The 22,653-nt window shown below is 70.6% G+C and carries 21 protein-coding genes and 7 tRNA genes; 16 read left to right on the top strand and 12 right to left on the bottom strand.

Annotated features, from left to right (window positions below; translation table 11 throughout):
- The first annotated feature begins 5 nt into the window (after window positions 1-5).
- On the top strand, window positions 6-1,355 hold the full coding sequence (locus AB0C75_RS13945; protein WP_362890339.1) for an OFA family MFS transporter: 1,350 nt from the start codon (window positions 6-8) through the stop codon (window positions 1,353-1,355).
- A 151-nt stretch (window positions 1,356-1,506) separates the two neighbouring features.
- Here the strand turns inward: AB0C75_RS13945 and AB0C75_RS13940 are convergent.
- From AB0C75_RS13940 to AB0C75_RS13920, 5 genes are all read right to left on the bottom strand, one after another.
- Window positions 1,507-1,581: transfer RNA gene (locus tag AB0C75_RS13940), tRNA-Val, on the bottom strand.
- Window positions 1,582-1,605: 24 nt separating this feature from the next.
- Window positions 1,606-1,677 (bottom strand) — tRNA-Val (locus AB0C75_RS13935).
- Between the two features lie 19 nt (window positions 1,678-1,696).
- A tRNA-Val gene (locus AB0C75_RS13930) sits at window positions 1,697-1,768 on the bottom strand.
- Between the two features lies 1 nt (window position 1,769).
- Window positions 1,770-1,843: transfer RNA gene (locus AB0C75_RS13925), tRNA-Cys, on the bottom strand.
- A 37-nt stretch (window positions 1,844-1,880) separates the two neighbouring features.
- Window positions 1,881-1,953: transfer RNA gene (locus AB0C75_RS13920), tRNA-Gly, on the bottom strand.
- 189 nt (window positions 1,954-2,142) lie between these two features.
- Here AB0C75_RS13920 and AB0C75_RS13915 point away from each other — a divergent pair.
- From AB0C75_RS13915 to AB0C75_RS13905, 3 genes are all read left to right on the top strand, one after another.
- The gene (locus AB0C75_RS13915) at window positions 2,143-3,198 is read left to right on the top strand and encodes a chorismate-binding protein (RefSeq protein WP_362890338.1); all 1,056 of its coding nucleotides are present in this window, start codon (window positions 2,143-2,145) and stop codon (window positions 3,196-3,198) included.
- A complete protein-coding gene (locus tag AB0C75_RS13910; protein ID WP_362890336.1) occupies window positions 3,195-4,019 on the top strand; it encodes an aminodeoxychorismate lyase in 825 nt (274 codons plus the stop codon). Before AB0C75_RS13915 ends, AB0C75_RS13910 begins: the two co-directional genes overlap by 4 nt.
- Window positions 4,020-4,105: 86 nt before the next feature.
- Window positions 4,106-4,954, top strand: a complete 849-nt coding sequence (locus AB0C75_RS13905; RefSeq protein WP_362890334.1) for a GNAT family N-acetyltransferase — start codon at window positions 4,106-4,108, stop codon at window positions 4,952-4,954.
- A 19-nt stretch (window positions 4,955-4,973) separates the two neighbouring features.
- On the opposite strand, the gene AB0C75_RS13900 is transcribed toward AB0C75_RS13905, so the two are convergent.
- Window positions 4,974-5,489, bottom strand: coding sequence for a DsbA family protein (locus AB0C75_RS13900; protein ID WP_362890332.1), 516 nt, complete (start codon window positions 5,487-5,489; stop codon window positions 4,974-4,976).
- Window positions 5,490-5,643: 154 nt separating this feature from the next.
- Here AB0C75_RS13900 and AB0C75_RS13895 point away from each other — a divergent pair, with 154 nt between their 5' ends.
- From AB0C75_RS13895 to AB0C75_RS13885, 3 genes are all read left to right on the top strand, one after another.
- On the top strand, window positions 5,644-6,132 hold the full coding sequence (locus tag AB0C75_RS13895; protein WP_362890330.1) for a hypothetical protein: 489 nt from the start codon (window positions 5,644-5,646) through the stop codon (window positions 6,130-6,132).
- Between the two features lie 242 nt (window positions 6,133-6,374).
- A complete protein-coding gene (locus AB0C75_RS13890) occupies window positions 6,375-7,394 on the top strand; it encodes a LacI family DNA-binding transcriptional regulator (protein WP_362890328.1) in 1,020 nt (339 codons plus the stop codon).
- Between the two features lie 188 nt (window positions 7,395-7,582).
- On the top strand, window positions 7,583-7,738 hold the full coding sequence (locus tag AB0C75_RS13885; RefSeq protein ID WP_362890326.1) for a hypothetical protein: 156 nt from the start codon (window positions 7,583-7,585) through the stop codon (window positions 7,736-7,738).
- Window positions 7,739-7,814: 76 nt separating this feature from the next.
- On the opposite strand, the gene AB0C75_RS13880 is transcribed toward AB0C75_RS13885, so the two are convergent.
- Window positions 7,815-8,372, bottom strand: coding sequence for a CGNR zinc finger domain-containing protein (locus AB0C75_RS13880; protein ID WP_362890324.1), 558 nt, complete (start codon window positions 8,370-8,372; stop codon window positions 7,815-7,817).
- A 426-nt stretch (window positions 8,373-8,798) separates the two neighbouring features.
- Window positions 8,799-9,212 carry an SsgA family sporulation/cell division regulator gene (locus AB0C75_RS13875; RefSeq protein WP_003959770.1) on the bottom strand — a complete coding sequence of 138 codons (414 nt, stop codon included), beginning with the start codon at window positions 9,210-9,212 and terminating at the stop codon, window positions 8,799-8,801.
- A gap of 190 nt (window positions 9,213-9,402) precedes the next feature.
- Here AB0C75_RS13875 and AB0C75_RS13870 point away from each other — a divergent pair, with 190 nt between their 5' ends.
- The 6 genes from AB0C75_RS13870 (at window position 9,403) to AB0C75_RS13845 (ending at window position 13,936) form a co-directional block, all read left to right on the top strand.
- Entirely contained in the window at window positions 9,403-9,858 is a 456-nt protein-coding gene (locus AB0C75_RS13870; RefSeq protein WP_362890323.1) for a TIGR02611 family protein, read from the top strand.
- Window positions 9,859-9,912: 54 nt separating this feature from the next.
- Window positions 9,913-9,984: transfer RNA gene (locus AB0C75_RS13865), tRNA-Val, on the top strand.
- 210 nt (window positions 9,985-10,194) lie between these two features.
- The gene (locus AB0C75_RS13860; RefSeq protein ID WP_362890321.1) at window positions 10,195-11,481 is read left to right on the top strand and encodes an extracellular solute-binding protein; all 1,287 of its coding nucleotides are present in this window, start codon (window positions 10,195-10,197) and stop codon (window positions 11,479-11,481) included.
- Between the two features lie 10 nt (window positions 11,482-11,491).
- Window positions 11,492-12,484, top strand: a complete 993-nt coding sequence (locus tag AB0C75_RS13855) for a sugar ABC transporter permease (RefSeq protein WP_362890319.1) — start codon at window positions 11,492-11,494, stop codon at window positions 12,482-12,484.
- Entirely contained in the window at window positions 12,481-13,341 is an 861-nt protein-coding gene (locus AB0C75_RS13850) for a carbohydrate ABC transporter permease (RefSeq protein ID WP_362890317.1), read from the top strand. The genes AB0C75_RS13855 and AB0C75_RS13850 overlap by 4 nt, the downstream gene beginning before the upstream one ends.
- 46 nt (window positions 13,342-13,387) lie before the next feature.
- A complete protein-coding gene (locus tag AB0C75_RS13845; RefSeq protein ID WP_362890478.1) occupies window positions 13,388-13,936 on the top strand; it encodes a hypothetical protein in 549 nt (182 codons plus the stop codon).
- A 23-nt stretch (window positions 13,937-13,959) separates the two neighbouring features.
- On the opposite strand, the gene AB0C75_RS13840 is transcribed toward AB0C75_RS13845, so the two are convergent.
- Window positions 13,960-16,374, bottom strand: coding sequence for a hypothetical protein (locus tag AB0C75_RS13840; protein WP_362890315.1), 2,415 nt, complete (start codon window positions 16,372-16,374; stop codon window positions 13,960-13,962).
- Window positions 16,375-16,489: 115 nt separating this feature from the next.
- Here AB0C75_RS13840 and AB0C75_RS13835 point away from each other — a divergent pair.
- A tRNA-Val gene (locus AB0C75_RS13835) sits at window positions 16,490-16,561 on the top strand.
- A gap of 61 nt (window positions 16,562-16,622) precedes the next feature.
- Here the strand turns inward: AB0C75_RS13835 and AB0C75_RS13830 are convergent.
- A complete protein-coding gene (locus AB0C75_RS13830) occupies window positions 16,623-17,348 on the bottom strand; it encodes a 3'-5' exonuclease (protein WP_362890313.1) in 726 nt (241 codons plus the stop codon).
- A gap of 194 nt (window positions 17,349-17,542) precedes the next feature.
- Between AB0C75_RS13830 and thrS the strand changes: the two genes are divergently transcribed.
- Window positions 17,543-19,519, top strand: coding sequence for a threonine--tRNA ligase (gene thrS, locus AB0C75_RS13825; protein WP_362890311.1), 1,977 nt, complete (start codon window positions 17,543-17,545; stop codon window positions 19,517-19,519).
- A 39-nt stretch (window positions 19,520-19,558) separates the two neighbouring features.
- On the opposite strand, the gene AB0C75_RS13820 is transcribed toward thrS, so the two are convergent.
- Window positions 19,559-20,236, bottom strand: a complete 678-nt coding sequence (locus AB0C75_RS13820) for a potassium channel family protein (protein WP_362890309.1) — start codon at window positions 20,234-20,236, stop codon at window positions 19,559-19,561.
- Window positions 20,237-20,302: 66 nt separating this feature from the next.
- Between AB0C75_RS13820 and AB0C75_RS13815 the strand changes: the two genes are divergently transcribed.
- On the top strand, window positions 20,303-20,875 hold the full coding sequence (locus AB0C75_RS13815) for an HIT domain-containing protein (RefSeq protein ID WP_362890307.1): 573 nt from the start codon (window positions 20,303-20,305) through the stop codon (window positions 20,873-20,875).
- Between the two features lie 24 nt (window positions 20,876-20,899).
- On the opposite strand, the gene AB0C75_RS13810 is transcribed toward AB0C75_RS13815, so the two are convergent.
- Complete coding sequence (locus tag AB0C75_RS13810; protein WP_362890305.1) at window positions 20,900-22,570, bottom strand: hypothetical protein; 1,671 nt, start codon at window positions 22,568-22,570, stop codon at window positions 20,900-20,902.
- Window positions 22,571-22,653 lie beyond the last annotated feature (83 nt).

Here is a 22,653-nt window from a genome sequence, read left to right as displayed (position 1 = left end):
GGTGCATGAACTTCCTCGACAGGTCCCGAACTGTCGCGCCCCCGGGGTGGAGCCGCTGGCTCGTACCGCCCGCCGCGCTCGCCGTGCACCTCTCCATCGGCCAGGCCTACGCCTGGAGCGTGTTCAAGCCCCCGCTGGAATCCGCTCTCGACCTCTCGGGCACCGCCAGTGCACTCCCGTTCCAGCTGGGCATCGTCATGCTCGGCCTCTCGGCCGCGTTCGGCGGCACCCTCGTCGAACGCAACGGCCCACGCTGGGCGATGCTCGTCTCGCTCGTCTGCTTCTCCTCCGGCTTCCTCGTCGCCGCGCTCGGCGCCGCCACCGGCCAGTTCTGGCTCGTGGTGCTCGGCTACGGCTTCATCGGCGGTATCGGCCTCGGCATCGGCTACATCTCGCCGGTCTCCACCCTCATCAAGTGGTTCCCCGACCGCCCCGGCATGGCGACCGGCATCGCCATCATGGGATTCGGCGGCGGTGCGCTCATCGCCTCACCCTGGTCCACCGGGATGCTGGAGAGCTTCGGCGCGGACCGTTCGGGCATCGCCACGGCCTTCCTCATCCACGGGGTCGTCTACGCGGCCTTCATGGCCCTCGGCGTGTTCCTCGTGCGGGTACCGCCGGACGGCTGGCTCCCCGACGGATGGCAGCCGAAGCAGGAGACCCGCAGGCTCGTCACCAACGCCCAGGTGTCCGCCCGAAACGCCCTGCGCACCCCGCAGTTCTGGTGCCTGTGGGTGGTCCTCTGCATGAACGTCACCGCGGGCATCGGCATCCTGGAGAAGGCCGTGCCCATGATCCAGGACTTCTTCGCGGACACCTCCACCCCGGTGTCGGTCTCCGCCGCGGCCGGCTTCGTCGCCCTGCTCTCGCTGGCCAACATGGGCGGACGCCTCCTGTGGTCCGCCACCTCGGACCTCATCGGCCGTAAGAACATGTACCGGATCTACCTGGGCGTGGGCGCGCTCATGTACGTGGTCATCGCACAGCTGGGCGACAACTCCAAGCCGCTCTTCATCTGTTGCGCACTGGTGATCCTCTCCTTCTACGGCGGCGGGTTCGCGACCGCGCCCGCCTATCTGAGGGACCTCTTCGGCACGTACCAGGTGGGCGCCATCCACGGACGACTGCTGACCGCGTGGTCCACGGCGGGTGTACTCGGCCCGCTGATCGTCAACCGGGTCGCGGACGCGGGGGAGCGGGCAGGACACAGCGGCCCCAGCCTCTACACGACCTCCCTGACGATCATGATCGGGCTGCTGGTCGTCGGCTTCGTGGCCAACGAATGCATCCGCCCGGTCCACGCACGCTTCCACGAGACATCGGAAGGGGGCCCTCGTGTCCACCAGCAGTCGTAAGCCGCTCATGGTGTTCGTCTGGCTCTGGGTCGCCGTGCCGTTCGGCTACGGGCTGTACGAGCTCGTCCGCAAGGCCACCCAGCTCTTCACCGGCTGACCCGCACCGCCCACGACAAAACCCCCGGTCGTCGAGACGACCGGGGGTTTCGGCTGGTGCGCGATACTGGGATTGAACCAGTGACCTCTTCCGTGTCAGGGAAGCGCTCTCCCGCTGAGCTAATCGCGCAGGGCTGACCCTGCGTGTAGTGCGTGCGCGATACTGGGATTGAACCAGTGACCTCTTCCGTGTCAGGGAAGCGCTCTCCCGCTGAGCTAATCGCGCGGGGGTCCTTGCGGACCGGTGGACGATACTGGGATTGAACCAGTGACCCCTTCCGTGTCAGGGAAGTGCTCTCCCGCTGAGCTAATCGTCCTTGGAGGTGGAGACGGGATTTGAACCCGTGTAGACGGCTTTGCAGGCCGTTGCCTCGCCTCTCGGCCACTCCACCAGGGATGGGGGTTCGGGAAGATCCCCCACCTTCTGCGAGCGGACGACCAGGTTCGAACTGGCGACCTCAACCTTGGCAAGGTTGCGCTCTACCAACTGAGCTACGTCCGCTTGTCTTTCCCGGTCGGCTCGCGCGTCCCGGTGACGTGTTGAACTCTAGCGGATTCCGGGGCCAGCACAAAAACGCGTTTGTGCAGCGTGCTGCGCCACCGCCGACCGCCGCAGGTCACCGCCCGCCGCCGCGGGGGTCGTCGTGCGCCGATCCGCCGGGCGGGACGGGACGGTCCTAGACTCGGTCGCGTGCGCCACCTCACCCCCCTTGCCCGCTTCGGTGACCTCGTCGCCTCGGGGTTGCTGGATGTCACGAGCGACCCCAGCGCCCTGGAATCATCCGGCTTCTGGGCGGTATGTGCTGATTTCGAGGGCCGTCTTGTCTGTGCCCGCTTCGCCACCGTCCGGCCGGAAGAGGTCCCCCTCCCCGTGCCCGGAGCCTGGCGAGGACCCGCCCCCGAGGACTGGACGTCCTCCCTCGGCAAGCGTGCCTACATGGCCGGCGTACGGCGGATCCGTGAACACATCGCGACCGGTGAGGTCTACCAGGCCAACCTCTGCAGGGTCATGTCCGCGCCGCTGCCCGGCGACCGGGCCGCCGACGTGGACGCGCTCACCGCGCTGCTCGCCCGGGGCAACCCGGCGCCGTACGCGGGCACGATCCGGCTCCCACGGCATGGGGTGGAGATCGCCACCGCGTCCCCCGAGCTCTTCCTCTCGCGCGACGGCCGGACGGTCGAGTCCGGGCCGATCAAGGGCACCGGGCGCACCGAGGCCGACCTGCTGGAGAAGGATCACGCCGAGAACGTGATGATCGTGGACCTGGTCCGCAACGACCTGGGCCGGGTCTGCGCACCCGGCAGTGTGAGCGTTCCCGGACTCTGCGCCGTGGAGAAGCACCCGGGGCTCGTCCATCTCGTCTCCACCGTGCGCGGACGGCTCGCCGAGGGCGCCGGGTGGCCGGAGCTGCTCACCGCGGCGTTCCCGCCCGGGTCCGTCACCGGTGCGCCCAAGTCCAGCGCGCTGCGGATCATCGAGGCTCTGGAGACGGCCCCCCGCGGCCCGTACTGCGGGGCGGTCGGCTGGGTGGACGCCGACCGGGGCACCGCGGAGCTCGCGGTCGGCATACGGACCTTCTGGATCGACCGCACCGGGCCGGGTCCCCTCCTGCGCTTCGGTACCGGAGCAGGCATCACCTGGGGATCCGACCCGGCCCGTGAATGGGCCGAGACCGAACTCAAGGCCTCCCGGCTGCTCGCTGTAGCGTCGGGCACCCACCAGGAAGCAGGAAGGACCGCGTCATGAGGATCTGGGTCAACGGCGGACTGCGGGACGCCGATGACGCCCGGCTGTCCGTGCTCGATCACGGGCTGACAGTGGGGGACGGCGTCTTCGAGACGGTCAGGGTCGCAGGGGGCCGGCCCTTCGCCCTCACCCGGCACCTCGACCGGCTGACACGCTCGGCCAGGGGCCTGGGCCTGACCGACCCCGATCACGACGAGGTACGCCGCGCGGTGAAGGACGTCATCGGGGCAGCAGGACCCATGGAGCTCGGCAGGCTACGGATCACCTTCACCGGCGGCCTCTCCCCGCTCGGCTCCGACCGTGGCGACGCGGGGCCCAGCCTCGTCGTCGCGATGGGCGAGGCGGCGCGCCGCCCCGACAGCACGGCCGTGGTCACCGTCCCCTGGACGCGGAACGAACGCGGCGCGGTGACGGGCCTGAAGACCACCTCGTACGCCGAGAACGTCGTCGCGCTCGCGCGCGCCCACGAGCAGGGCGCGTCGGAGGCGCTGTTCCCCAACACGGCCGGCCGGCTCTGCGAGGGCACCGGATCCAATGTGTTCGTCGTCCTGGACGGCCGGATCCACACGCCTCCCGTCGCCTCGGGGTGCCTCGCCGGGATCACCCGCGCGCTCACCGTGGAGTGGACGGGCGCGCAGGAGACCGACCTGCCGCTGGACGTGCTGGAGCGGGCCGACGAGATCTTCCTGACGTCCACGCTCCGCGACATCCAGGCCGTCCACCGGGTCGACGGGCGGGAGCTGTCCGGCGCCCCGGGGCCCGTGACGGCGAAGGCCATGCGGGTCTTCGACGAGCGTGCCGGGGACGATCTCGACCCCTGAGCCGAGCCGGCCGCGAGCGCGGCCGGGGGCGCCGGAATCCGTAAAGAGGGTGACCGGCCCGCCCTCCAGCGGGTACAACACTCTGAATGACCACGACCATCAGGCCGGCTGGACCGGTACAGCAAGGCGCCGACGGCGCGCGGGCTCGCACGTACGACGTGTGCGACAACGGGCGGCCCGTGGGAGCCGTCGGCATCTCCACCGACCCGGCGTTCGGGCCATCGGCGGGCATACTCCGGTCGCTCGGCATCGAGGAGGCGCACCGCAGGCACGGACGCGGGACCATCGCCGCGCTCGCCGCCGAGGAGGTGCTGCGCGGCTGGGGCTGCACCCAGGTCCGCCTGGTGGCCCCCGCGGGCAACGACGCCGCCCAGGCGCTGGCGACCGTGCTCGGCTACACCGAGCGCAGCCGGAACATGCTCAAGACCCTCCGCCGGACCGCTCCCGCGCTGCCGGCCGGGGTCTTTGGGCGTCCGATGACGGAGGAGGAGTTCGCCGCGTGGGAGGCCACCAGTGCCGAGACGTACGCGCGGGAGTGGATGGAGCGCGGTGTGCCGGAGGAGCAGGCCCGGCACAAGACCGAGACGGATCACGCCACGACCCTGCCGGACGGCCTGGCCACCCGTGGCATGTACTTCCACGTCCTCGTCCACGACGGCGCGGTCGTCGGCCATGTCTGGGTGGCCAGGCGTGAGGCGCCGGACGGCGACAGCGACGGCGACGAACTTGGTTATGTGTTCGACGTGGAGGTGCGCGAGGAGTACCGGGGGCGCGGGTACGGCCGGGCGCTGATGCACCTCGCGGAGGACATCACACTCGACGCCGGTCTGGGCCTGCTCGGCCTGCATGTCTTCGCGTCCAACACGCCCGCGCTGCGGCTGTACGAATCGCTCGGGTACGAGGTGACGCGGTACAACCTGGCCAAGGCGCTGTAGCCGGCCGGCGGCCGGCCGCTCAGTCCTGGCCGGCGAGCAGGCGGTCGGCGATCTCCTCGATGCGCGCGCGCAGCCCTTCCTGGCTCTTCCCGCCGTCCAGCCGCTCCTCACCGATCACATAGGTGGGGGTGCCGGTGACGCCGATCGCCTTGCCCTCGGCCTGGTCCGCGTCCACGATCAGCAGATGCCGGCCGTCGATCAGGGCGGTGTCGAACTCCTCGGCATCCAGTCCGAGTTCGCCCGCAAGCTCGATCAGCAGGGGCTCACCGGCACGGGCCAGGTCGGCGGTCCTGGCCAGGACCGCCTCGATGTACGGCCACCCCTTGCCCTGGACGACCGCCTCCTCGGCCGCCTGCGCCGCCGCGTACGCGTGCTTGTGCTTCTCCAGCGGGAAGTGGCGCAGCCGGACCTCCAGCCGCTCGCCGTAGCGGGCGCGCAGGGCGTGGACGTCGGAGAGGGCCCGATGGCAGTCGGGGCATTCGAGCTCGCACCAGAGGTCGAGGACGACCGGTGCTGCGGAGGGGGAATCGCTCATGGCGTCAGTCTTCCAGGCCGGTCCCGCGCTTCCCAATCGGGACCTGGGGAGGACCGCGGCCCTGAAATGTCCCTGATGTGGTCCCACGACGTGGCTTCCGGGGTGGTCGTCGGTGCAGGATGGAAGTGACGTATCCCGATTGCTGGAGGCCCCGATGCTTGCCGAGACGATCTGTTCCGCGGTGTCGGCGGCCGGTTTGGGCATAGCCGCGATCACCGCCTACCGGAAGCGGTTCCTCGCGGCGACCCGTATCGCCGCCTACTCCCTGGTGCCCGTCGGTCTGGTGATGACCGGTGTCGTCGAGTGGGTGTCGGGCATCGTCTTCAAGCCGGGCGTCTGGCTCGGCTTCGGGCTGCTGGCCGTGGCCTGGCTGCTCTTCATGACCACGCGCGCCGTGGAGCGCCGCAGCGGCTCGACCCGCAAGGAGCGCAAGGCCGCGCGGGCGGCGGAGCAGGGCGCCGCGGTCGAGCCGGCTGCCTCGTCACCCTCGCTGACCTCCGGGTCGGGAGCCGCGGCGACGGGCTCGCAGCCCCAGGGGCGGCAGAAGCAGACGCAGGACAGGCCCAGGAAGAAGCAGCAGGCCGCCGCGCCCGGCGAGGACTTCAGCGACATCGAGGCCATCCTGAAGAAGCACGGGATCTGACCGCCGGACCGGCGTCCGGGCTGCTGCGGTCGGCGGGGTCCGCATCGGGTGTGAATCGATTCATGCCCCGCCGTGCGTGACGGGGTGCTCCGATGGGTGTCAGGACCTCGGTATATTCGGGTTGCGGCGCGGGTTGTGGCGCCCCGATCTTGACGGTGTCCCGGGGATGCGGTTAGCGTCCCGAGCGGATTGAAACAATTCAACGCGGCGGCGTGGCCGGATGCAGCAGTGGGGCAGGACAAGTGGGGCGTGTGGCAGGCATCAAGGACGTGGCCCGGCAGGCCGGAGTCTCGGTGGGCACGGTCTCCAACGTGATCAACCGCCCCGACGCGGTACTCCCCGACACCCGGGCCCGAGTGCTGGCGGCGATCGAGGAACTCGGATACGTACGCAGCGAGTCCGCCAGGCAGCTCAGGGCGGGCCGTAGCCGCATCATGGCCCTGCTCGTGCTTGACATGGGCAACCCGTTCTTCGTCGATGTCGCCCGCGGTGCCGAGCGTGCGGCGCGGGACGCCGGTCTGGGCGTGATGGTCTGCAACAGCGGCCAGAGCCCGGAGGAGGAGGCCGAATATCTCGGGCTCTTCGCCGAGCAGCGGGTCTGCGGGGTGCTGGTCACCCCGGCCGACGCCACCGGCGGCAACCTAGAGGCCTTCGCCCGCCACCGGATCCCCTACGTGCTGGTCGACCGGGTGGCGTCGTCCACCGACAGCTGCGCCGTCTCCGTGGACGACGTACGCGGCGGCATGCTCGCCGTCGGGCATCTGGTCTCGGCGGGCCACCGCTCCGTCGCCTATGTGAGCGGACCCGGTGATCTCCACCAGATCAGGGACCGCCGCGAGGGTGCCCTCGCGGCGCTCGCCGAGGCGGGTCTCGGCCCCGAGGCGCTCGTGGAGATCCCCTCCGACCGCCTCGACGTGGCGGCGGGGCGCGACGCCGGGGCCAGGCTGCTCGGGCTCGTACCCCGGCCGACCGCCGTGTTCTGCGCCAACGACCTGCTGGCGCTCGGCGTCCTGCAGTCCCTCTACGCCGCCGGTGTGCGGGTGCCGCAGGACGTCGCCATCGTCGGCTACGACGACATCGAGTTCGCCGCGGCCGCCGCCGTACCCCTCACCTCGGTCAGGCAGCCCGCCGTGGTGATGGGCAGGATGGCCGCCGAGCTCCTGCTGGAGGAGGCGGACGACGAGGCCGGCGGCCACCGGCACCGCAGCGTGGTCCTCCAGCCCGAACTCGTCGTACGCGCGTCGAGCGCCGCCCCACGCTGACCCCGGTCTCTGTCCGGCGACGGGCCGGACGAGCGAAGGAGGGACACCGGGGGAGGTGTGCCGCGCGAACGCATGAGGGATCTTCGGACGCCGGAACGAATCCGTTCATCCTGGAGAGGTCGAACTCGCCCCGCGAAAGGCTTTGTTGATCGCCAACAGGGGCGGCTCTGAGTCATGATCGCTACGAGATGGTGGACACATCCCGGGGCGACGTCCCCGTACCCCCCGCCGAAGAGCCGCGTGGCTGCCTCTTCGCGCTTTCCCAGCCGCCGCTGATGATTTTCCTGACCGTGGTCGGCGGCCTGCTCTTGATGGCCGCCCTGCACGATCTGTTCCTGCTGTGAGCGGCCGCTCGGCCCGGATCCCCACCGTCCCGCTGGGGCGTCCGCCTCCCTCGGGGGCGGACGCACGCGGGACGGCTCAGCGTGCCGCCTCCCGGCGCCTGGCCCGGTAGGCGGCGACATGGAGCCGGTTGCCGCAGGTGCGGCTGGAGCAGTAGCGGCGGGAGCGGTTGCGCGACAGGTCGACGAAGGCGTCCCGGCAGTCCGGGGCCTCGCAGCGCCGCAGCCGGTCCTGCTCGCCCGCCACGACGATGAAGGCCAGGGCCATGCCGCAGTCGGCCGCGAGGTGGTCGGCGACGGAGGCGTCCGGCGCGAAGTAGTGGACGTGCCAGTCGTAGCCGTCGTGGTTCGTGAGCTGCGGGGTGGTGCCGGCCGCGGCCACCAGGGTGTTGACGAGGTCGGCGGCCGTACGGGCGTCGGGCGCGGCGAATATCTCCGCGAATCGGGCCCGTACGTCGTGCACGGCCCGCAGGTCCTTGTCGCCGAGGTCGCCGACGCCGCTCACGCGGTGGCGTTCCGCGAAGGCGTAGAGAGCGGTGAGCTCCGCGAGCCCGTCGCCCGTGTCGTCGTCCGGTGCGGTGTTCACCAGATCGACCACCGTTTCGAGGGCGATCCGGGTGTCGTGTGGGATCAGCACGCTTCGCTCCCTGGCCTCCGGCGGGCGGGTGCCCGCCGATGCGGGCTGACTCTACTGGCTCGGCGAGGGCGCCCAGGGGTCGGTGCGGGCCCGAAGGGGGAGTGCGGCCCCTTTTCCCGGCCGGTCGGTGCCGACGGAGCGTGCGGGGCCTCCTGGCGGCCGGGAGGCCCCTTCCGGTGGCGGAGGCGAGGTGCGTGGTGCGTGTGATGCGGGTGGCGCGTGTGAGGCGGTTGGTGCCCGCAGGCCCCGCGCCGCCGCCCCCGCCGGCCCGACGCGCGCCCGCCCCGCCGGACGTCCCGCCCCGCCCGACGTGCGGCGCCGCCGCCGCGGTGGGTTCCGCGGCGACGGCGCCGGTGTGCCCTATGAGGTTGTCCGCGCGACGCCGTCTCCCCGAGTCGGACGGCGTCCCGCAGCTCTCTGCCTGGCTCAGCTCTCGGCCAGGATGTGCGAGAGCTCCGTATCGAGGTCGAAGTGACGATGCTCGGTGCCGGGCGGGACCGCGGCGTCGGTCCTTTTCAGGAACGACTCCAGGGCTCTCGCCGGGGCTTCCAGCAGGGCTTCGCCCTCCGGGGAGCTCAGCGCGATGCATACGACGCCTTGGCCGTGACTACGTGATGGCCAGACGCGGACGTCTCCGGTGCCGGTGGGCCGGTGCAGCCCCTCGGCAAGGAGGTCACGGGCGAAAACCCATTCGACCGTCTCCTCCGCTCCGGTGTGGAAGGTGGCGTGCACGGCATAGGGATCGGCCGTGTCATACCGCAGGCCCGCGGGTACAGGCAGTGAGGACTCGCTCGACACAACGAGGCGCAGGTGCAGCTCGCAGCTGACCGTGGTGTTCATAAGCGCCAGGGCCTTTCGCTCAGTGTGCGCTCGGGGATTCGCACGTCGGCGAAATCGACATGCCACCTACGGTGCCGTTGTAAACCCCTCTGACCCATTTGTGATGCTTCGGGCCGCTCGTGCAGAGGTGTGTAACTTTGGGTCATGCGTCCATTCCGGTGACGATCGAGGTTCCGGTAGGTTGGCCTTCATGAACGCGGAGAGTGACGAGCGGGACGAGGTCGCCGCGACGGTGGCCACCGGTTCCGCGGCGGGGGACGGAAGCGCGGAGGAGCGTGAGCTCGGCTCGCGGGCACCCGGGTTCATCCGGGCGTCGAGGGTGCTTCACCTGAGCTGGCAGGTGGGGATCTTCGTCGTCGGTCTGGCCGTCGTCGGGACGGGCATCGTGATGCTTCCGCTGCCCGGTCCGGGGTGGCTGGTGATCTTCGGCGGCATGGCGATCTGGGCGACCGAGTTCGTCTGGGCGCAGCTCGTCCTGCGCTGGACCCGCCGCAAGGTCACCGAAGCCGCTCAGCGCGCGCTCGATCCGAAGGTCAGACGACGCAACATCATCCTCACCACGGTGGGGCTCGTGATCATCGCGGTGCTCGTCGGGATCTACGTCTGGAAGTTCGGCGTGGTGATGCCGTGGAAGATCGAGCAATGACCCGCTGATGGTCCCGTGGCGCCGCTGACATGGGGTAATGTGTGCCGTGCGCCGGGGCGATTAGCTCAGTGGGAGAGCGCTTCGTTCACACCGAAGAGGTCACTGGTTCGAACCCAGTATCGCCCACCCCGGACCGATGGCCCGGAAGCTTCAGAGAAGCTTCCGGGCCATCGGCTTTTCCGCGTGCCTCCGTCGCTGCCGCGCCCATCACGCGTTCGACCCGTCGTCCGGCCGTCGAAATTTCGTCCTAACCGTTGACGCGCCCCTCGGTGCTCCCTACTTTGACCCGGCAAGCGCTTTCTAAAACGATTCAATGTCGACTGGTGGGGGCGAGCTATGTCTCGGAACAACGGCATGGACCGGCGGCAGCTGCTGAAGCTCACCGGCCTCGCTGGGGCCGGTCTCGGGCTGACCGCGGCCGGCTGTGGTTCGGGCGGCAGTGGTTCCGGCGGTCCGGTCACCATCCGGCACGCGTGGTGGGGCGCGGACGACCGTGCGAAGAAGGTTCAGCAGTGCGTCGCCCTCTTCGAGAAGAAGCATCCGAAGATCAAGGTGAAGACGGACTTCCAGCAGTACGCGGACTTCTGGAAGAAGTTCAACACGCAGGCGGCCGGCGGCAACCCCCCGGACGTCATCCAGAACGCCGTGACCTTCTTACGCAAGTACGAGGCGAAGAACGTCCTTCTCGACCTCAAGCCCCAGGCGGAGAAGGGCAACCTCGACCTGGACGGCTTCCGCGCAGGGCTGGAGAAGTTCGCGGAGATCGACGGCAAGCTGACCGGCGTCCCGGTGGGCAGCAACTCGATGGCCCTGGTCATCGACGAACGGGCGTACGAGAAGGCGGGGGTCACGCCGGAGATCGGCTGGACCTGGGACGACTGGTACGCGGGAATGCGGAAGATCAGGAGCGGCCAGGGGCTCGCGGGTGACTCGGGACCGCACGGCGTGATGTACCTCTACGACCTGATACTCCGCCAGAACGGCAAGGCCTTCTTCACCGAGGACGGCATGGGCTTCGGCGAGGCCGAGCTCCTGCCCTACTGGACCGAGGCACTCGCGCGCGTGAAGGCCGGGGTCTACACCGACCCCAACAAGATCGAGCAGATCAAGCCCGCCCTCGCGCTCGCGAAGGGGCTGTCCGCGAGCGAGTTCAACTGGGACAACTTCTCCGTCCGCTACAGCGCGGAGGGCAAGGGCTCCTACGGCCTCGCCCCCATACCCAGCACCGACGGCAAGAAGACCGGCCAGTATCTCGGCTCCCTGATGCTGAGCGGCACGGCACGCACCAAGCACCCGGCCGAGGTCGCGGTCTTCATCAGCTTCATGACGCAGGACCCGGAGGTCGCCCGGATCATGGGCTACGACCGCGGAGTGCCCGCCACCACCGCCCAGTTCGAGGCCTACCAGCCCACCGACGCGCCGAACAAGGCGATCGCCGAGTACGAGACGAAGATCGCGGACGCGGGTCTGCTGGAGCCCATCACCCCGCACCCGGCAGGTGCCGACGTCGTCGAGGCCGCCTTCCTGCGCATCGGCGGGGACCTGTCCCTGGGCAAGGCCTCGCCGAAGGACGCGGTGCAGCAGTTCTTCTCCGAGGCGAAGACCGCCCTCGCCTCGAACTGAGAGGACCGCGGTGACTCACATCCAACCCTCACCGGGCGTGCTCGCCGCCGGGGACGACCGCTCCGCCACCGAGCGGGACGGCCCCGGAGGAGACGCCCCGTCCGCCGCCCCGAGGCGGCGGGACCGGGGCGAGAACCTGGCCGGCTATCTGTTCATGTCGCCCTGGATCGCGGGCTTCCTGTTCCTGATCGCCGGGCCGATGGTGGTCTCGCTGTACCTGTCGTTCACCGAGTACAACCTGTTCGACGCGCCACGCTGGATCGGCCTCCAGAACTTCTCCGACATGTTCGCCGACCCCCGCTGGCGCCAGTCGGTCAAGGTCACCTCCTGGTACGTGCTGATCGGTACCCCGGTCAAGCTGGCCGCCGCGCTGGCCGTCGCCATGCTGCTCTCCCGGAAGCGCTGGGGCCAGTCCTTCTACCGGGCGGCCTTCTACGCCCCCTCACTGATCGGCGCGAGCGTCTCGGCGGCCATCGTCTGGCGTGCCCTGTTCTCGGACGACGCGATCGTCGACCGTACGCAGAAGGTGTTCGGGGTCGACGCCGGCGGCTGGATCGGCGACCCCGCGATGATCATCTACGCGCTGATCGCCCTCACCGTCTGGCAGTTCGGCGCGCCGATGGTCATCTTCCTGGCCGGCCTCAAACAGGTGCCGCGCGAGCTCTACGAGGCGGCCGAGGTGGACGGCGCGGGTCCCTGGCGCAGGTTCTTCAGCATCACCCTGCCCATGATCTCGCCCGTCCTGTTCTTCAACGTCCTGCTGGAGACCATCCACTCGTTCCAGATCTTCGGCTCGGCCTACATCGTCAGCAACGGCAGCTGCGGCCCGGCCGACGCGACGCTCGTCTACACCTGCTACCTGTACGAACAAGGCTTCGTGAACAGCCGCATGGGATTCGCCTCGGCCATGGGCTGGCTGCTGCTCCTCGCGGTCGGCCTGGTCACCGCCGTGCTGTTCCGGTCCCAGAAGCGCTGGGTGCACTACGAGGAGGGCGGCCGATGAGTCTCCGCTACGCAGCCGTACGGCGCCGGGGGCCCGGCGCGCTCGCCTGGCACCTGGGCGCGCTCGTCATCCTCGCCGTGGTCCTCTACCCGGTGGCGTGGACGATCGGGGCCTCGTTCAAGCCCAGCTCCGAGATCATCGGCGGCCTCGACCTGTTCCCGGCCGACCCCATCGTCGACAACTACGCCCGGCTCACCGAGGGCATCGCGGACATCCCGGTCTCGACGTTCTTCCTCAACTCCGCCTACATCGCCTTCGGTTCCGTGATCGGCGTGGTGCTGTCCTGCTCGCTGACCGCCTACGCCTTCGCGAAGGTGCGGTTCGCCGGCCGCAACATCATGTTCGCCGTCATGATCGGCACGCTCCTGCTGCCGTACCACGTACTGATCATTCCGCAGTACGTCCTGTTCCAGAAGCTGGAGCTGATCAACACCTTCACCCCGCTGCTGATCGGCAAGTACCTGGCCACCGACGCCTTCTTCGTCTTCCTGATGGTGCAGTTCATGCGCGGCCTGCCCAAGGAACTCGACGAGGCGGCACGGCTGGACGGCTGCGGACACCTGCGGACCTACTGGTCCGTCGTCATGCCGCTCTGCCGGCCTGCGCTCGTCACCAGCGCCATCTTCACGTTCATCAACGCCTGGAACGACTTCATGGGGCCTCTGCTGTACCTCAACGAGCCGGACAAGTACACCGTCTCCATGGGACTGAAGATGTTCATCGACCAGGACGCGGTGGCCGACTACGGCGGCATGGTCGCCATGTCGCTGGTGGCCCTGCTCCCGGTGCTGGCCTTCTTCGTGGCCTTCCAGCGGTATCTGATCGACGGCATGGCCACCTCGGGCCTGAAGGGCTGACACCGTGGCCACCAGGAACCCTGCACGGGCCGGGCGTTCACGCGTCATGGAACGCTTCGCCCTGTTCTCCGAATGTCTGCTCGTCGGCGTGTGGATCGCCGTCGCCGCGCTGCCCCTGTTCACCTTCCCCGCCGCCTTCGCCGCGGGGACCCGGCATCTGCGCCGCTACCTCGACGGTGAACGGGGCGGCCTGCGGGAGTTCGTGGACGACGCCTGGGCCGCCGCCCGCGGCGGATGGCTCGTCGGCGTGGCCGTGTGGGCAGCCGCGGGACTGCTCCTGCTGGATCTTGCGGCCGTACGGGCCGGGCTGCCCGGCGGCCCCTTCGTGGGCGCCGTCGGCATCCTCGCCATGATCGGGCTCCTGGTCGCCGTGGTCCGCGCGGCCTCCTGCTGGGAGCCCGAAACCCCGTGGCGCGCCCTCCTGCCCGAGGCGGGCCGCGACACGGTACGCGACCCGGCCGGCTCCCTCCTGCTCGTCTGCGGGATGGCCGTCGTCGTGCTCTCCGGCGCCCTGGTGCTGCCGCTGGCCGTCCCCGTCGTCGGGGCCGTCGCCGCCGCGGCCACCGCGGTGCGGGCGCGCGAGCTCTCCCGCTGATCCGCCGCGCGGACGCCGGCGCCTCAGCGCATCCGGCCGAAGCTCGCCCGCACCCGGCGTGCGTCGCGCAGCCTCTGTTCATAGGTCGCACCGACCGCGAGCAGCAGCAGCCCGGCGAGCGCCGGGGGCGCCCAGCGGGGGAGTGCGTCGAACACCTGCACCACATGCGGGGCCAGCTCGTGCAGGCCGTCCAGCGCCAGGACCGCACCGCCCACCACGAGCGGGGCCTGAAGCCGCAGACGGGCGCCCGCCAGCGTGACGGCCAGCGCCGCCACGCCCAGCAGCAGGGGCCGCAGCCAGCCGGCGTCGGTCCATGCCACCACGAGGCTCGGCACCATCGTCATCGCGAGCGCAGGACCGTACGCCATCCAGGAGGACGCGTTCGGGTCCCTGCGGGCGTGCGCGTACCCCACCGCGAGCGCGGCCGAGGACACCGGCAGCGTGTACGCCTCGGGCGCCGTCACCCCGGAGGACGTCAGCAGGACCCACGCCGCCGCGACGAACAGCGCGCCCGCCGCGCCCCCTGCCACCCGCCGGCGCTCCGGGCGCAGCGCGGTCGCGGCGGCCAGCACCCCGCACAGCCCCAGGACCAGCGCCAGGAACGGCGCGTCCGTCACCGCGAGTGCCACGGCGACCAGCGCGGCGAACACCCCCGCGAGCTCCACCGAGGCCGCCACCGCCGGCTCACCCGCACGCGCCCCGAGCAGTACCGTCGCGGCCGTCACCACCAGCACCGGCGGCGCCGTGTGCGGGGCGCTCCAGCCCAGCGACGTCCCGGCCGCACAGATGACGGCGATGGCGCAGGGCACCGAGGCGCAGGCGAGCACCGAGCGCACCGCCGGCACCCGGGACAGCGCCGCCGAGGCACCGGACAGCACCATCAGCGTCCCTGACACCGCATACGTCGCGGGCTCGGAAGCCAGCCCGAGCAGTCCCACGCTCACGCCCCCCACCAGCGCACACACCAGGGCGGTCAGCGCGAGCGTGTCGGCCGCCCGGCGCACCACGAGGGCCAGCAGCACCGCGACCAGCAGCAGCTCCACGCCCACGGCCGTCGCGTACGGAGCGTCCGCCTCGGCGAGCAGCACCAGTACCGCACCCCAGCCGAGGACAAGACCGCCGGCCGCCGCCGCGACGCGCCATCCCCTCTCCGGGAGGGCGCGCGGCCACCTCATGTGCAGCGCGGCCGACAGACCGGCCGCCACCGCGAGCACCACCGGGGCGGAAGCCGACCCCGCCCACGGCATCGACGGGCCCAGCGCACCCCGCAGACCAGCCGGCGCCCCTGACCACACCTCCGGCGTCACCGGCACAGGCCCCAGCAGCACGGCGGCGAGTACGGGCGCCGCCCACAGCACCGCGCCCGCCACGACCGCGGCCGAAGCGGCCAGCACCCCCCACACCACCGGCTGCGGGACCCGGAGCAGCAGCACCACCGTCAGGGCCGCACCGCACAGCAGGTGGACCGCCACCGCCCAGCCCCACGGCAGCAGCGCACCCGGCACGCCGCCCACCGCTGCCACCGCCGCGAGGCCCGCCACGGCGCTCCCGATGACGGCGAACTCCTTCGGAGCACGCCACGCCCCGGCGAGCGCCACCGCCGCACCGGCGAGCAGCAGCGCGCCGGGTTCCAGGGCCCCGCGCACCCCGTCGGCCGACACGGACAGCGACAGAGCCAGGCCCAGCGCGATCAGCCCCGTCAGCCACGCCCCGGCGCACGCCGTGACCCGTACCGCGAGCCCCCGGCCCCGCGAGGCCACCGCGACGTCCACTGCAGCCGTCGCCAGCAGCGCCCAGCCGAAGCCGGTCGCGGACGCCCCGGCCGCCCAGGCCGTCAGGACCGGCGCCAGCTGCCCCGCGACCACCGCCGCGGGCAGCGGTACCCGCAGCCCACCGAGCAGCAGCCCGTACCCGGTCCACCCCGCCGCCAGTACCGCCGACGCGACCGCGGAGAACACGAGCCCGTCCGTCTCCGGAGCCGCGACCGCGTGCAGGGCGACCGCGTCCAGCACCGTCAGGACCAGGGCCAGAGCGGCCACCGCCTCCGCGGTCGAGGGCAGCGAACGGCGCAGCAGCGGCGTGGGCGCCGCCAGCGCGCCCGCGGTCACCGCGGCCAGCACCGCCGAACGGCCCGCGATGCCCATCTCGCCCCAGCTGAACAGGGTGAAGGCGACAGCCGCGACAGCCAGCAGCAGGCCACCGAGGACCAGCAGCACATTCTGCGTACCGTGCGCGGGCGCCGCCGTGGGGTGGGTGACGGCAGGGGCGTACGGCCGGGCAGCGGGCATCGCGGGAGGAGGCGGCGTGGCCACCGGTGCGCGCAGCGCGCTCAGTAGCCAGGCACGGCGGTTCAGCAGCTGGAGCCGACGGGCGTCCAGCCGGACCAGTTCGTGATCGAGGAGGGCCAATTCCTCGGCGGGTGGCGGCACATGTCTCATGTACGGGAGTGTGGCCGCCGCCACACCCGCGTACATGCGTTCCCCTACTCAGTTCCGTGACTGAGTAGCGGTTTGAACGCAGAGCGCCGAGCCCTGTATGGTTCAACCCGTTCCCGGGCGATTAGCTCAGTGGGAGAGCGCTTCGTTCACACCGAAGAGGTCACTGGTTCGAACCCAGTATCGCCCACCCGGGAAAAGCCGGTCCGTCGGTTACGTCGACGGACCGGCTTTCGCGTACCCGGCGCCGGTCAGGCCGCCGTGGGGAGCTCCGGGCGCAACGGCCACGCCGGATCCACCGGCCCAGGTGTGTCGCTCTTCTCGAACCACGCCTGAAGCCCCCGCGCCTGAGCCGCGTGCCACACGGCCTGGAGCGCGTGCACCTCGGCCGGCGACAGTCGCTCCAGCCGGGCGGAGAACCGCCGTCCCAGGGCCCGCACCAGTTCGAGCGACGCCGCCGCGTCGGCCGCGGCGGCGTGCCCGCCGTCCGGCGTCACGCCGTACACCTCGCACAGGTCCGCCGGCGTGCGAGGGCCCTTGCGGTAGCGGTCCAGATGCTTGTCGAGCACCCGGGGGTCCAGCACGTGCAGCGGCTTGTTCCGCAGATAGCCGGCCAGGGACGACGCCCGGTGGCGCCTCAGCTCCCGGTCCAGCAGTGTCAGACCGAACGGCGCGTTCATCACGACCAGCGGCCGTCCCGTCGCGCTCTGTTCCGCCAGGGCCAGGGCCACCTCCTCGACGACCGGTGCGGGCCACCGGCCGTTGCGCTGGAGATGGTCGTCGGTCAGGCCATGGATCCCGGTGGCGCCGGGCGGCACCGGAATACCCGGACTGACCAGCCAGCGGGTGACGCGGAGCCGTCCCCCTGTCGCGTCCTGGACGACGAGAGCGGCCGACACGATCCGGTCCTCCTCGGCGTCCGTCCCTGTCGTCCCGATGTCAAAAGCGGCCAACGGCCCGTCGAACCAATGGATCATCCCCGAACTCCTCGCGCCTGCACGGCAGATGACGGGATTCCTCTGCCCGGTTCGGTGATACCCGCGAGCCGTGCCCGGTACGCCGCTCGGACAGGTCCGCAGTATCCCTTTCGCGTCCGGGGCCCCCGGCTCGGTACGATTCCTCTTGCGCGCGCCAGTGGAAAGCGACGCACCCCCTCAGTCAGGAGAGACCGGTGTCAGACGTCCGTGTGATCATCCAACGCGATTCCGAGCGGGAAGAGCACGTGGTGACGACGGGCACGACGGCCGCCGAGCTCTTCCCCGGGCAGCGCACCGTCGTCGCCGCGCGGGTCGACGGCGAGCTGCGGGACCTCGCGTACGAGCTCAAGGACGGCGAGGTCGTCGAGCCCGTCGAGATCTCCTCCGATGACGGCCTGAACATCCTGCGGCACTCCACCGCGCACGTGATGGCGCAGGCCGTGCAGGAGCTGCACCCCGAGGCCAAGCTGGGCATCGGCCCGCCGGTCAAGGACGGCTTCTACTACGACTTCGACGTCGAGAAGCCGTTCACGCCCGAGGACCTCAAGGCCATCGAGAAGAAGATGCAGGAGATCCAGAAGCGGGGCCAGAGGTTCTCCCGCCGGGTGGTCGCCGACGATGCCGCCCGCGAGGAGCTCGCCGACGAGCCGTACAAGCTGGAGCTCATCGGCATCAAGGGCGCCGCGTCCTCGGACGACGGCGCGGACGTCGAGGTGGGCGGCGGCGAGCTGACCATCTACGACAACCTCGACGCCAAGACCGGCGAGCTGTGCTGGAAGGACCTCTGCCGGGGCCCGCACCTGCCCACCACCCGCTACATCCCCGCGTTCAAGCTGATGCGGAACGCGGCGGCGTACTGGCGGGGCAGCGAGAAGAACCCGATGCTCCAGCGCATCTACGGCACCGCCTGGCCCACCAAGGACGAGCTCAAGGCGCATCTGACGTTCCTGGAGGAGGCCGCCAAGCGCGACCACCGCAAGCTCGGCAGCGAGCTGGACCTCTTCTCCTTCCCCGACGAGATCGGCCCCGGTCTCGCGGTCTTCCACCCCAAGGGCGGCGTCATCCGCCGGGCCATGGAGGACTACTCGCGGCGCCGCCACGAGGAGGAAGGCTACGAGTTCGTCTACTCGCCGCACGCCACCAAGGGCAAGCTCTTCGAGAAGTCCGGCCACCTGGACTGGTACGCCGACGGCATGTACCCGCCCATGCAGCTCGACGACGGGGTGGACTACTACCTCAAGCCGATGAACTGCCCGATGCACAACCTGATCTTCGACGCGCGTGGCCGTTCGTACCGTGAACTGCCGCTGCGCCTCTTCGAGTTCGGCACGGTCTACCGGTACGAGAAGTCGGGTGTCGTGCACGGCCTGACCCGCTCGCGCGGCTTCACCCAGGACGACGCGCACATCTACTGCACCAAGGAGCAGATGGCGGAGGAGCTGGACCGGACGCTCACCTTCGTCCTGAACCTGCTCCGCGACTACGGTCTGACCGACTTCTACCTGGAGCTGTCCACCAAGGACCCGGAGAAGTTCGTCGGCTCCGACGAAACCTGGGAAGAGGCCACCGAGACGCTGCGGCAGGTCGCCGAGAAGCAGGGCCTGCCGCTGGTCCCGGACCCGGGCGGCGCCGCCTTTTACGGCCCGAAGATCTCGGTGCAGGCGCGGGACGCCATCGGCCGTACCTGGCAGATGTCGACCGTGCAGCTCGACTTCAACCTGCCCGAGCGCTTCGACCTGGAGTACACAGGCCCGGACGGCACCAAGCAGCGCCCCGTCATGATCCACCGCGCGCTGTTCGGCTCCATCGAGCGCTTCTTCGCGGTGCTCCTGGAGCACTACGCGGGCGCGTTCCCGGTCTGGCTCGCCCCCGTCCAGGCGGTCGGCATCCCGATCGGTGACACCCACATCCCCTACCTCCAGGAGTTCGCCGCCGAGGCGCGGAAGAAGGGGCTGCGGGTCGAGGTGGACGCCTCCTCGGACCGGATGCAGAAGAAGATCAGGAACCATCAGCGCGCCAAGGTGCCGTTCATGATCATCGTCGGCGACGACGACATGAACGCCGGCACGGTGTCCTTCCGCTACCGCGACGGCTCGCAGGAGAACGGCGTCGCCCGTGACGAGGCGATCGCCAAGCTCGCCGACGTGGTGGAGCGTCGCGTACAGGTGTGATCACCGCCCCATGAGGCCGGTGAAGAGGCCCCCGGAGAGCTACCCGCTCTCCGGGGGCCTCTTGTCCTCCTGCCGGGCGAACGCCTGAACCAGCCAGGACGAGAACGACCCCGTCACCGCCCCCAGCAGCGCAAGGCCGCACGCCATCAGCCCCGCCGCGATCACCCGCCCCAGCAGCGTCACCGGCACCGCGTCGCCGTAGCCCACCGTGGTCAGCGTCGCGCAGGCCCACCACAGCGCGTCGCCGAACGTACGGATCGTGGAGTCCGGGACGCCGCGCTCCTGCTGGTACACCGCGAGCGAGGCGGAGAAGCCCAGCAGCAGCGCCGATGCGCCTGCGTACGTCATGACCCGGGCGTGCAGGCTGAGCCGTGGCCGCTCCCGGTGCAGCTGGACCCGGGTGTAGAGCTGGACCACCCGCAGAGGGCGCAGCAGCGGCAGCACGAGGATGAGGGTGTCCAGCCAGTGGGTGCGGACGAAGCGCCCGCCCTGGCCGCTGAGGTGCAGCCGGACGCCGTAGTCCGCGGCGAACAGGAGCCAGGTGACGCCCACCAGCACGAGGGCGATGCCGCGCCAGGGTTCGGTGGAGCGCGGCACCAGGACATGCACCGCGTAGCCGGCGAGATAGACCAGGGACGCGACGAGGAGCGGCATCTCCGTGCGGTGTTCCCAGCCCGCGAGCCGGGGCGGGACGGGGGCGGTGGGACGGTCGCTCATGGCGCCAGCATCGCCGTGGGCGGACGGGCTCGCCCCCGGCGACACGCGCGGCGGGGGTGACGCAATATGCTGGCGGGCATGACGAGTGAGCCGGAACAGCAGATCGGAGTGGGGACGCCCGACGCGTTCCAGCGCCTGTGGACGCCCCACCGGATGGCCTATATCCAGGGTGAGAGCAAGCCGAGCGGCCCGGGAGCCGGGGACGGCTGTCCGTTCTGCGAGATTCCGTCGAAGTCCGACGTGGACGGGCTCATCGTCGCCCGGGGTGAGCGGGTCTACGCCGTGCTCAATCTGTACCCGTACAACGGCGGGCACCTGATGGTCGTGCCGTACCGGCACGTGGCCGACTACACGGAGCTCGACGGCGCGGAGACCGCGGAGCTGGCCGACTTCACCAAGCGGGCCATGGTCGCGCTGCGGGCGGCGTCCGGGGCGCACGGCTTCAACATCGGGATGAACCAGGGTGCCGAGGCGGGCGCGGGTATCGCCGCGCACCTCCACCAGCATGTGGTGCCGCGCTGGGGCGGGGACACCAACTTCATGCCGGTGGTCGGGCACACCAAGGTGCTCCCGCAGCTGCTGGGGGACACCCGGGCGATGCTGGCCGGTGTGTGGCCGGCCGAGCCGTCGTCCGTCTGAGCGGGGGTTCCGCCCCGGGTGGGCTCACGCGTCGTAGACGTCGGCCTTCTTCGGGGCGGGGTCCTGGACCATGCCGCTGAGGATCATGGAGCGGTTGTCGAAGCGCTCGACGTCGACACCGTGCTCCTTGAGTACCCGCATCGTCGCCGAGTGGACGACGCGCAGGACAGGCGTGGCCGTCCGCATGGCGTCGTCGGCCATGAAGCGGTGGCCCCACGGCTTGTCCGCCCAGGCGTGCCGCAGACCGAACGGCTCGGGCAGCACGATCTTGCCGCCCAGGTAGTCGAGCAGTGGCGGATACCAGGTGAAGGGGGCGCGCAGGGCGAGCCTCACGACCTCGCTCGCCTTGACGAGGGGGAGGTTGACCGTGCGGGTCTCCCAGAATCTGACCGCCTTCTTCACCGTCTTGGTGGCCGCTGCCGGCTTGCTGAGGAAGAGGGAGTGGACGGGGCCCAGCGCGTGTCCGGTGACCTCGATGCGCAGCGTCTCGTGGAGCACCGTGACCGTGATCAGCATCGTGATCACCAGCTGGCCGTCCCAGAGGGTGAACTGGACGCCCAGATAGTGCCGGTTGCCGCTGCCGAACTGCTGGTGGTTGCAGATGCGCTGTATCTCGTGGGGCTTGATCTGGAAGGTGGCGACGTCCTCGCCCTCGGGGCGTGAGACGGAGCCCGCGTTCTCGCCGACGGGGGAGACGATCCAGTGCTTCACGGACGGTGTGGGGAAGCCGCCGGTGTTCAGCGGGCCGCGCTCCAGCAGCTTCAGCTGGTCGTGAATGGCGCGTACGACGTCCCAGCTGCGGAACTGGTGGATCTCCTTCGCCGGGTCCTCGGGGACGAGCTCCTCGGCGAGCTGCCAGCTGCCCCAGCGGGTGCCCATGCCGAGGATGCCCTTGGGGCCCGCGTAGAAGACGGCGTTGGACTGCTGCTCGGCGGAGAGCTTCTCCAGGCCCTGGCGCAGGGCCTCGCGTGCGGTCTCGTTGGGGTTCTTGGGTACGGCCTCGGGGATCTTCGCGCTGACGCCTCCGCCGGAGAGGAGCCCGTCCCAGCGGGCGCGCAGATCCTTGACCGAGGATTCAGCGACCCGTTTGGCGAGCATCCAGCCGATCAGCGGGGCGATGGCGGCGGCGCGGAGGTAGAGGGCCGGGAAGCCGGTGAGCGGCATGACGATCAGGAAGTTCGCGGCGATGACGCCGAACACCACGAGCAGGACGCCGCCCAGCGCCTGGAAGACCTTGTCCTTGGACCTGTTGAGGAAGTCGCGCAGCCGGAAGGCGAGGACCCAGAGGATCAGGCCGGGCAGGAAGGCGAAGCCGAAGACGGCGGTGATCAGGGTCAGCCGTGTGTCGCGCGCCTTGCGCAGCCGGGTCGCGGACAGGCAGTGCTCGACGACGGTCTGCGGGTCGGTGCCGAAGGACTGGATGAGCGCGCCCCGGCCGCCGCCGAGCATGCGTTCCTGGACGGCCCTGGAGTACGCCTCGCCCAGATTCGGCTTGAAGTAGTCGGACTTGAACAGCTTGGACGAGCCCGGCTTCACCTCGGACTTGTGCCACTCGCTGTTGGCCTTGAGGATCTCCGTCGCATCGCTGTCGCGGTACGCGGCGGAGGCGAGGGCGTTGGTCGCCACCGCCTGTGCTCCGGAGCCCGCCAGCGGGATCTGTGCTCCGGGAGAGAAATCGAATACGTCGTTGGCCACTGTCGCCCCCACTCGCCCGCACGGTCTGCTCCTGCGGCTGTTCCCAACTACCGTACGTCGCACACCTTCTGAGCTGGGACACC

It is taken from the genome of Streptomyces sp. NPDC048565, from assembly GCF_040650935.1.
Lineage (GTDB): Bacteria > Actinomycetota > Actinomycetes > Streptomycetales > Streptomycetaceae > Streptomyces.
This window is presented reverse-complemented; position numbering and strand designations above follow the sequence as displayed.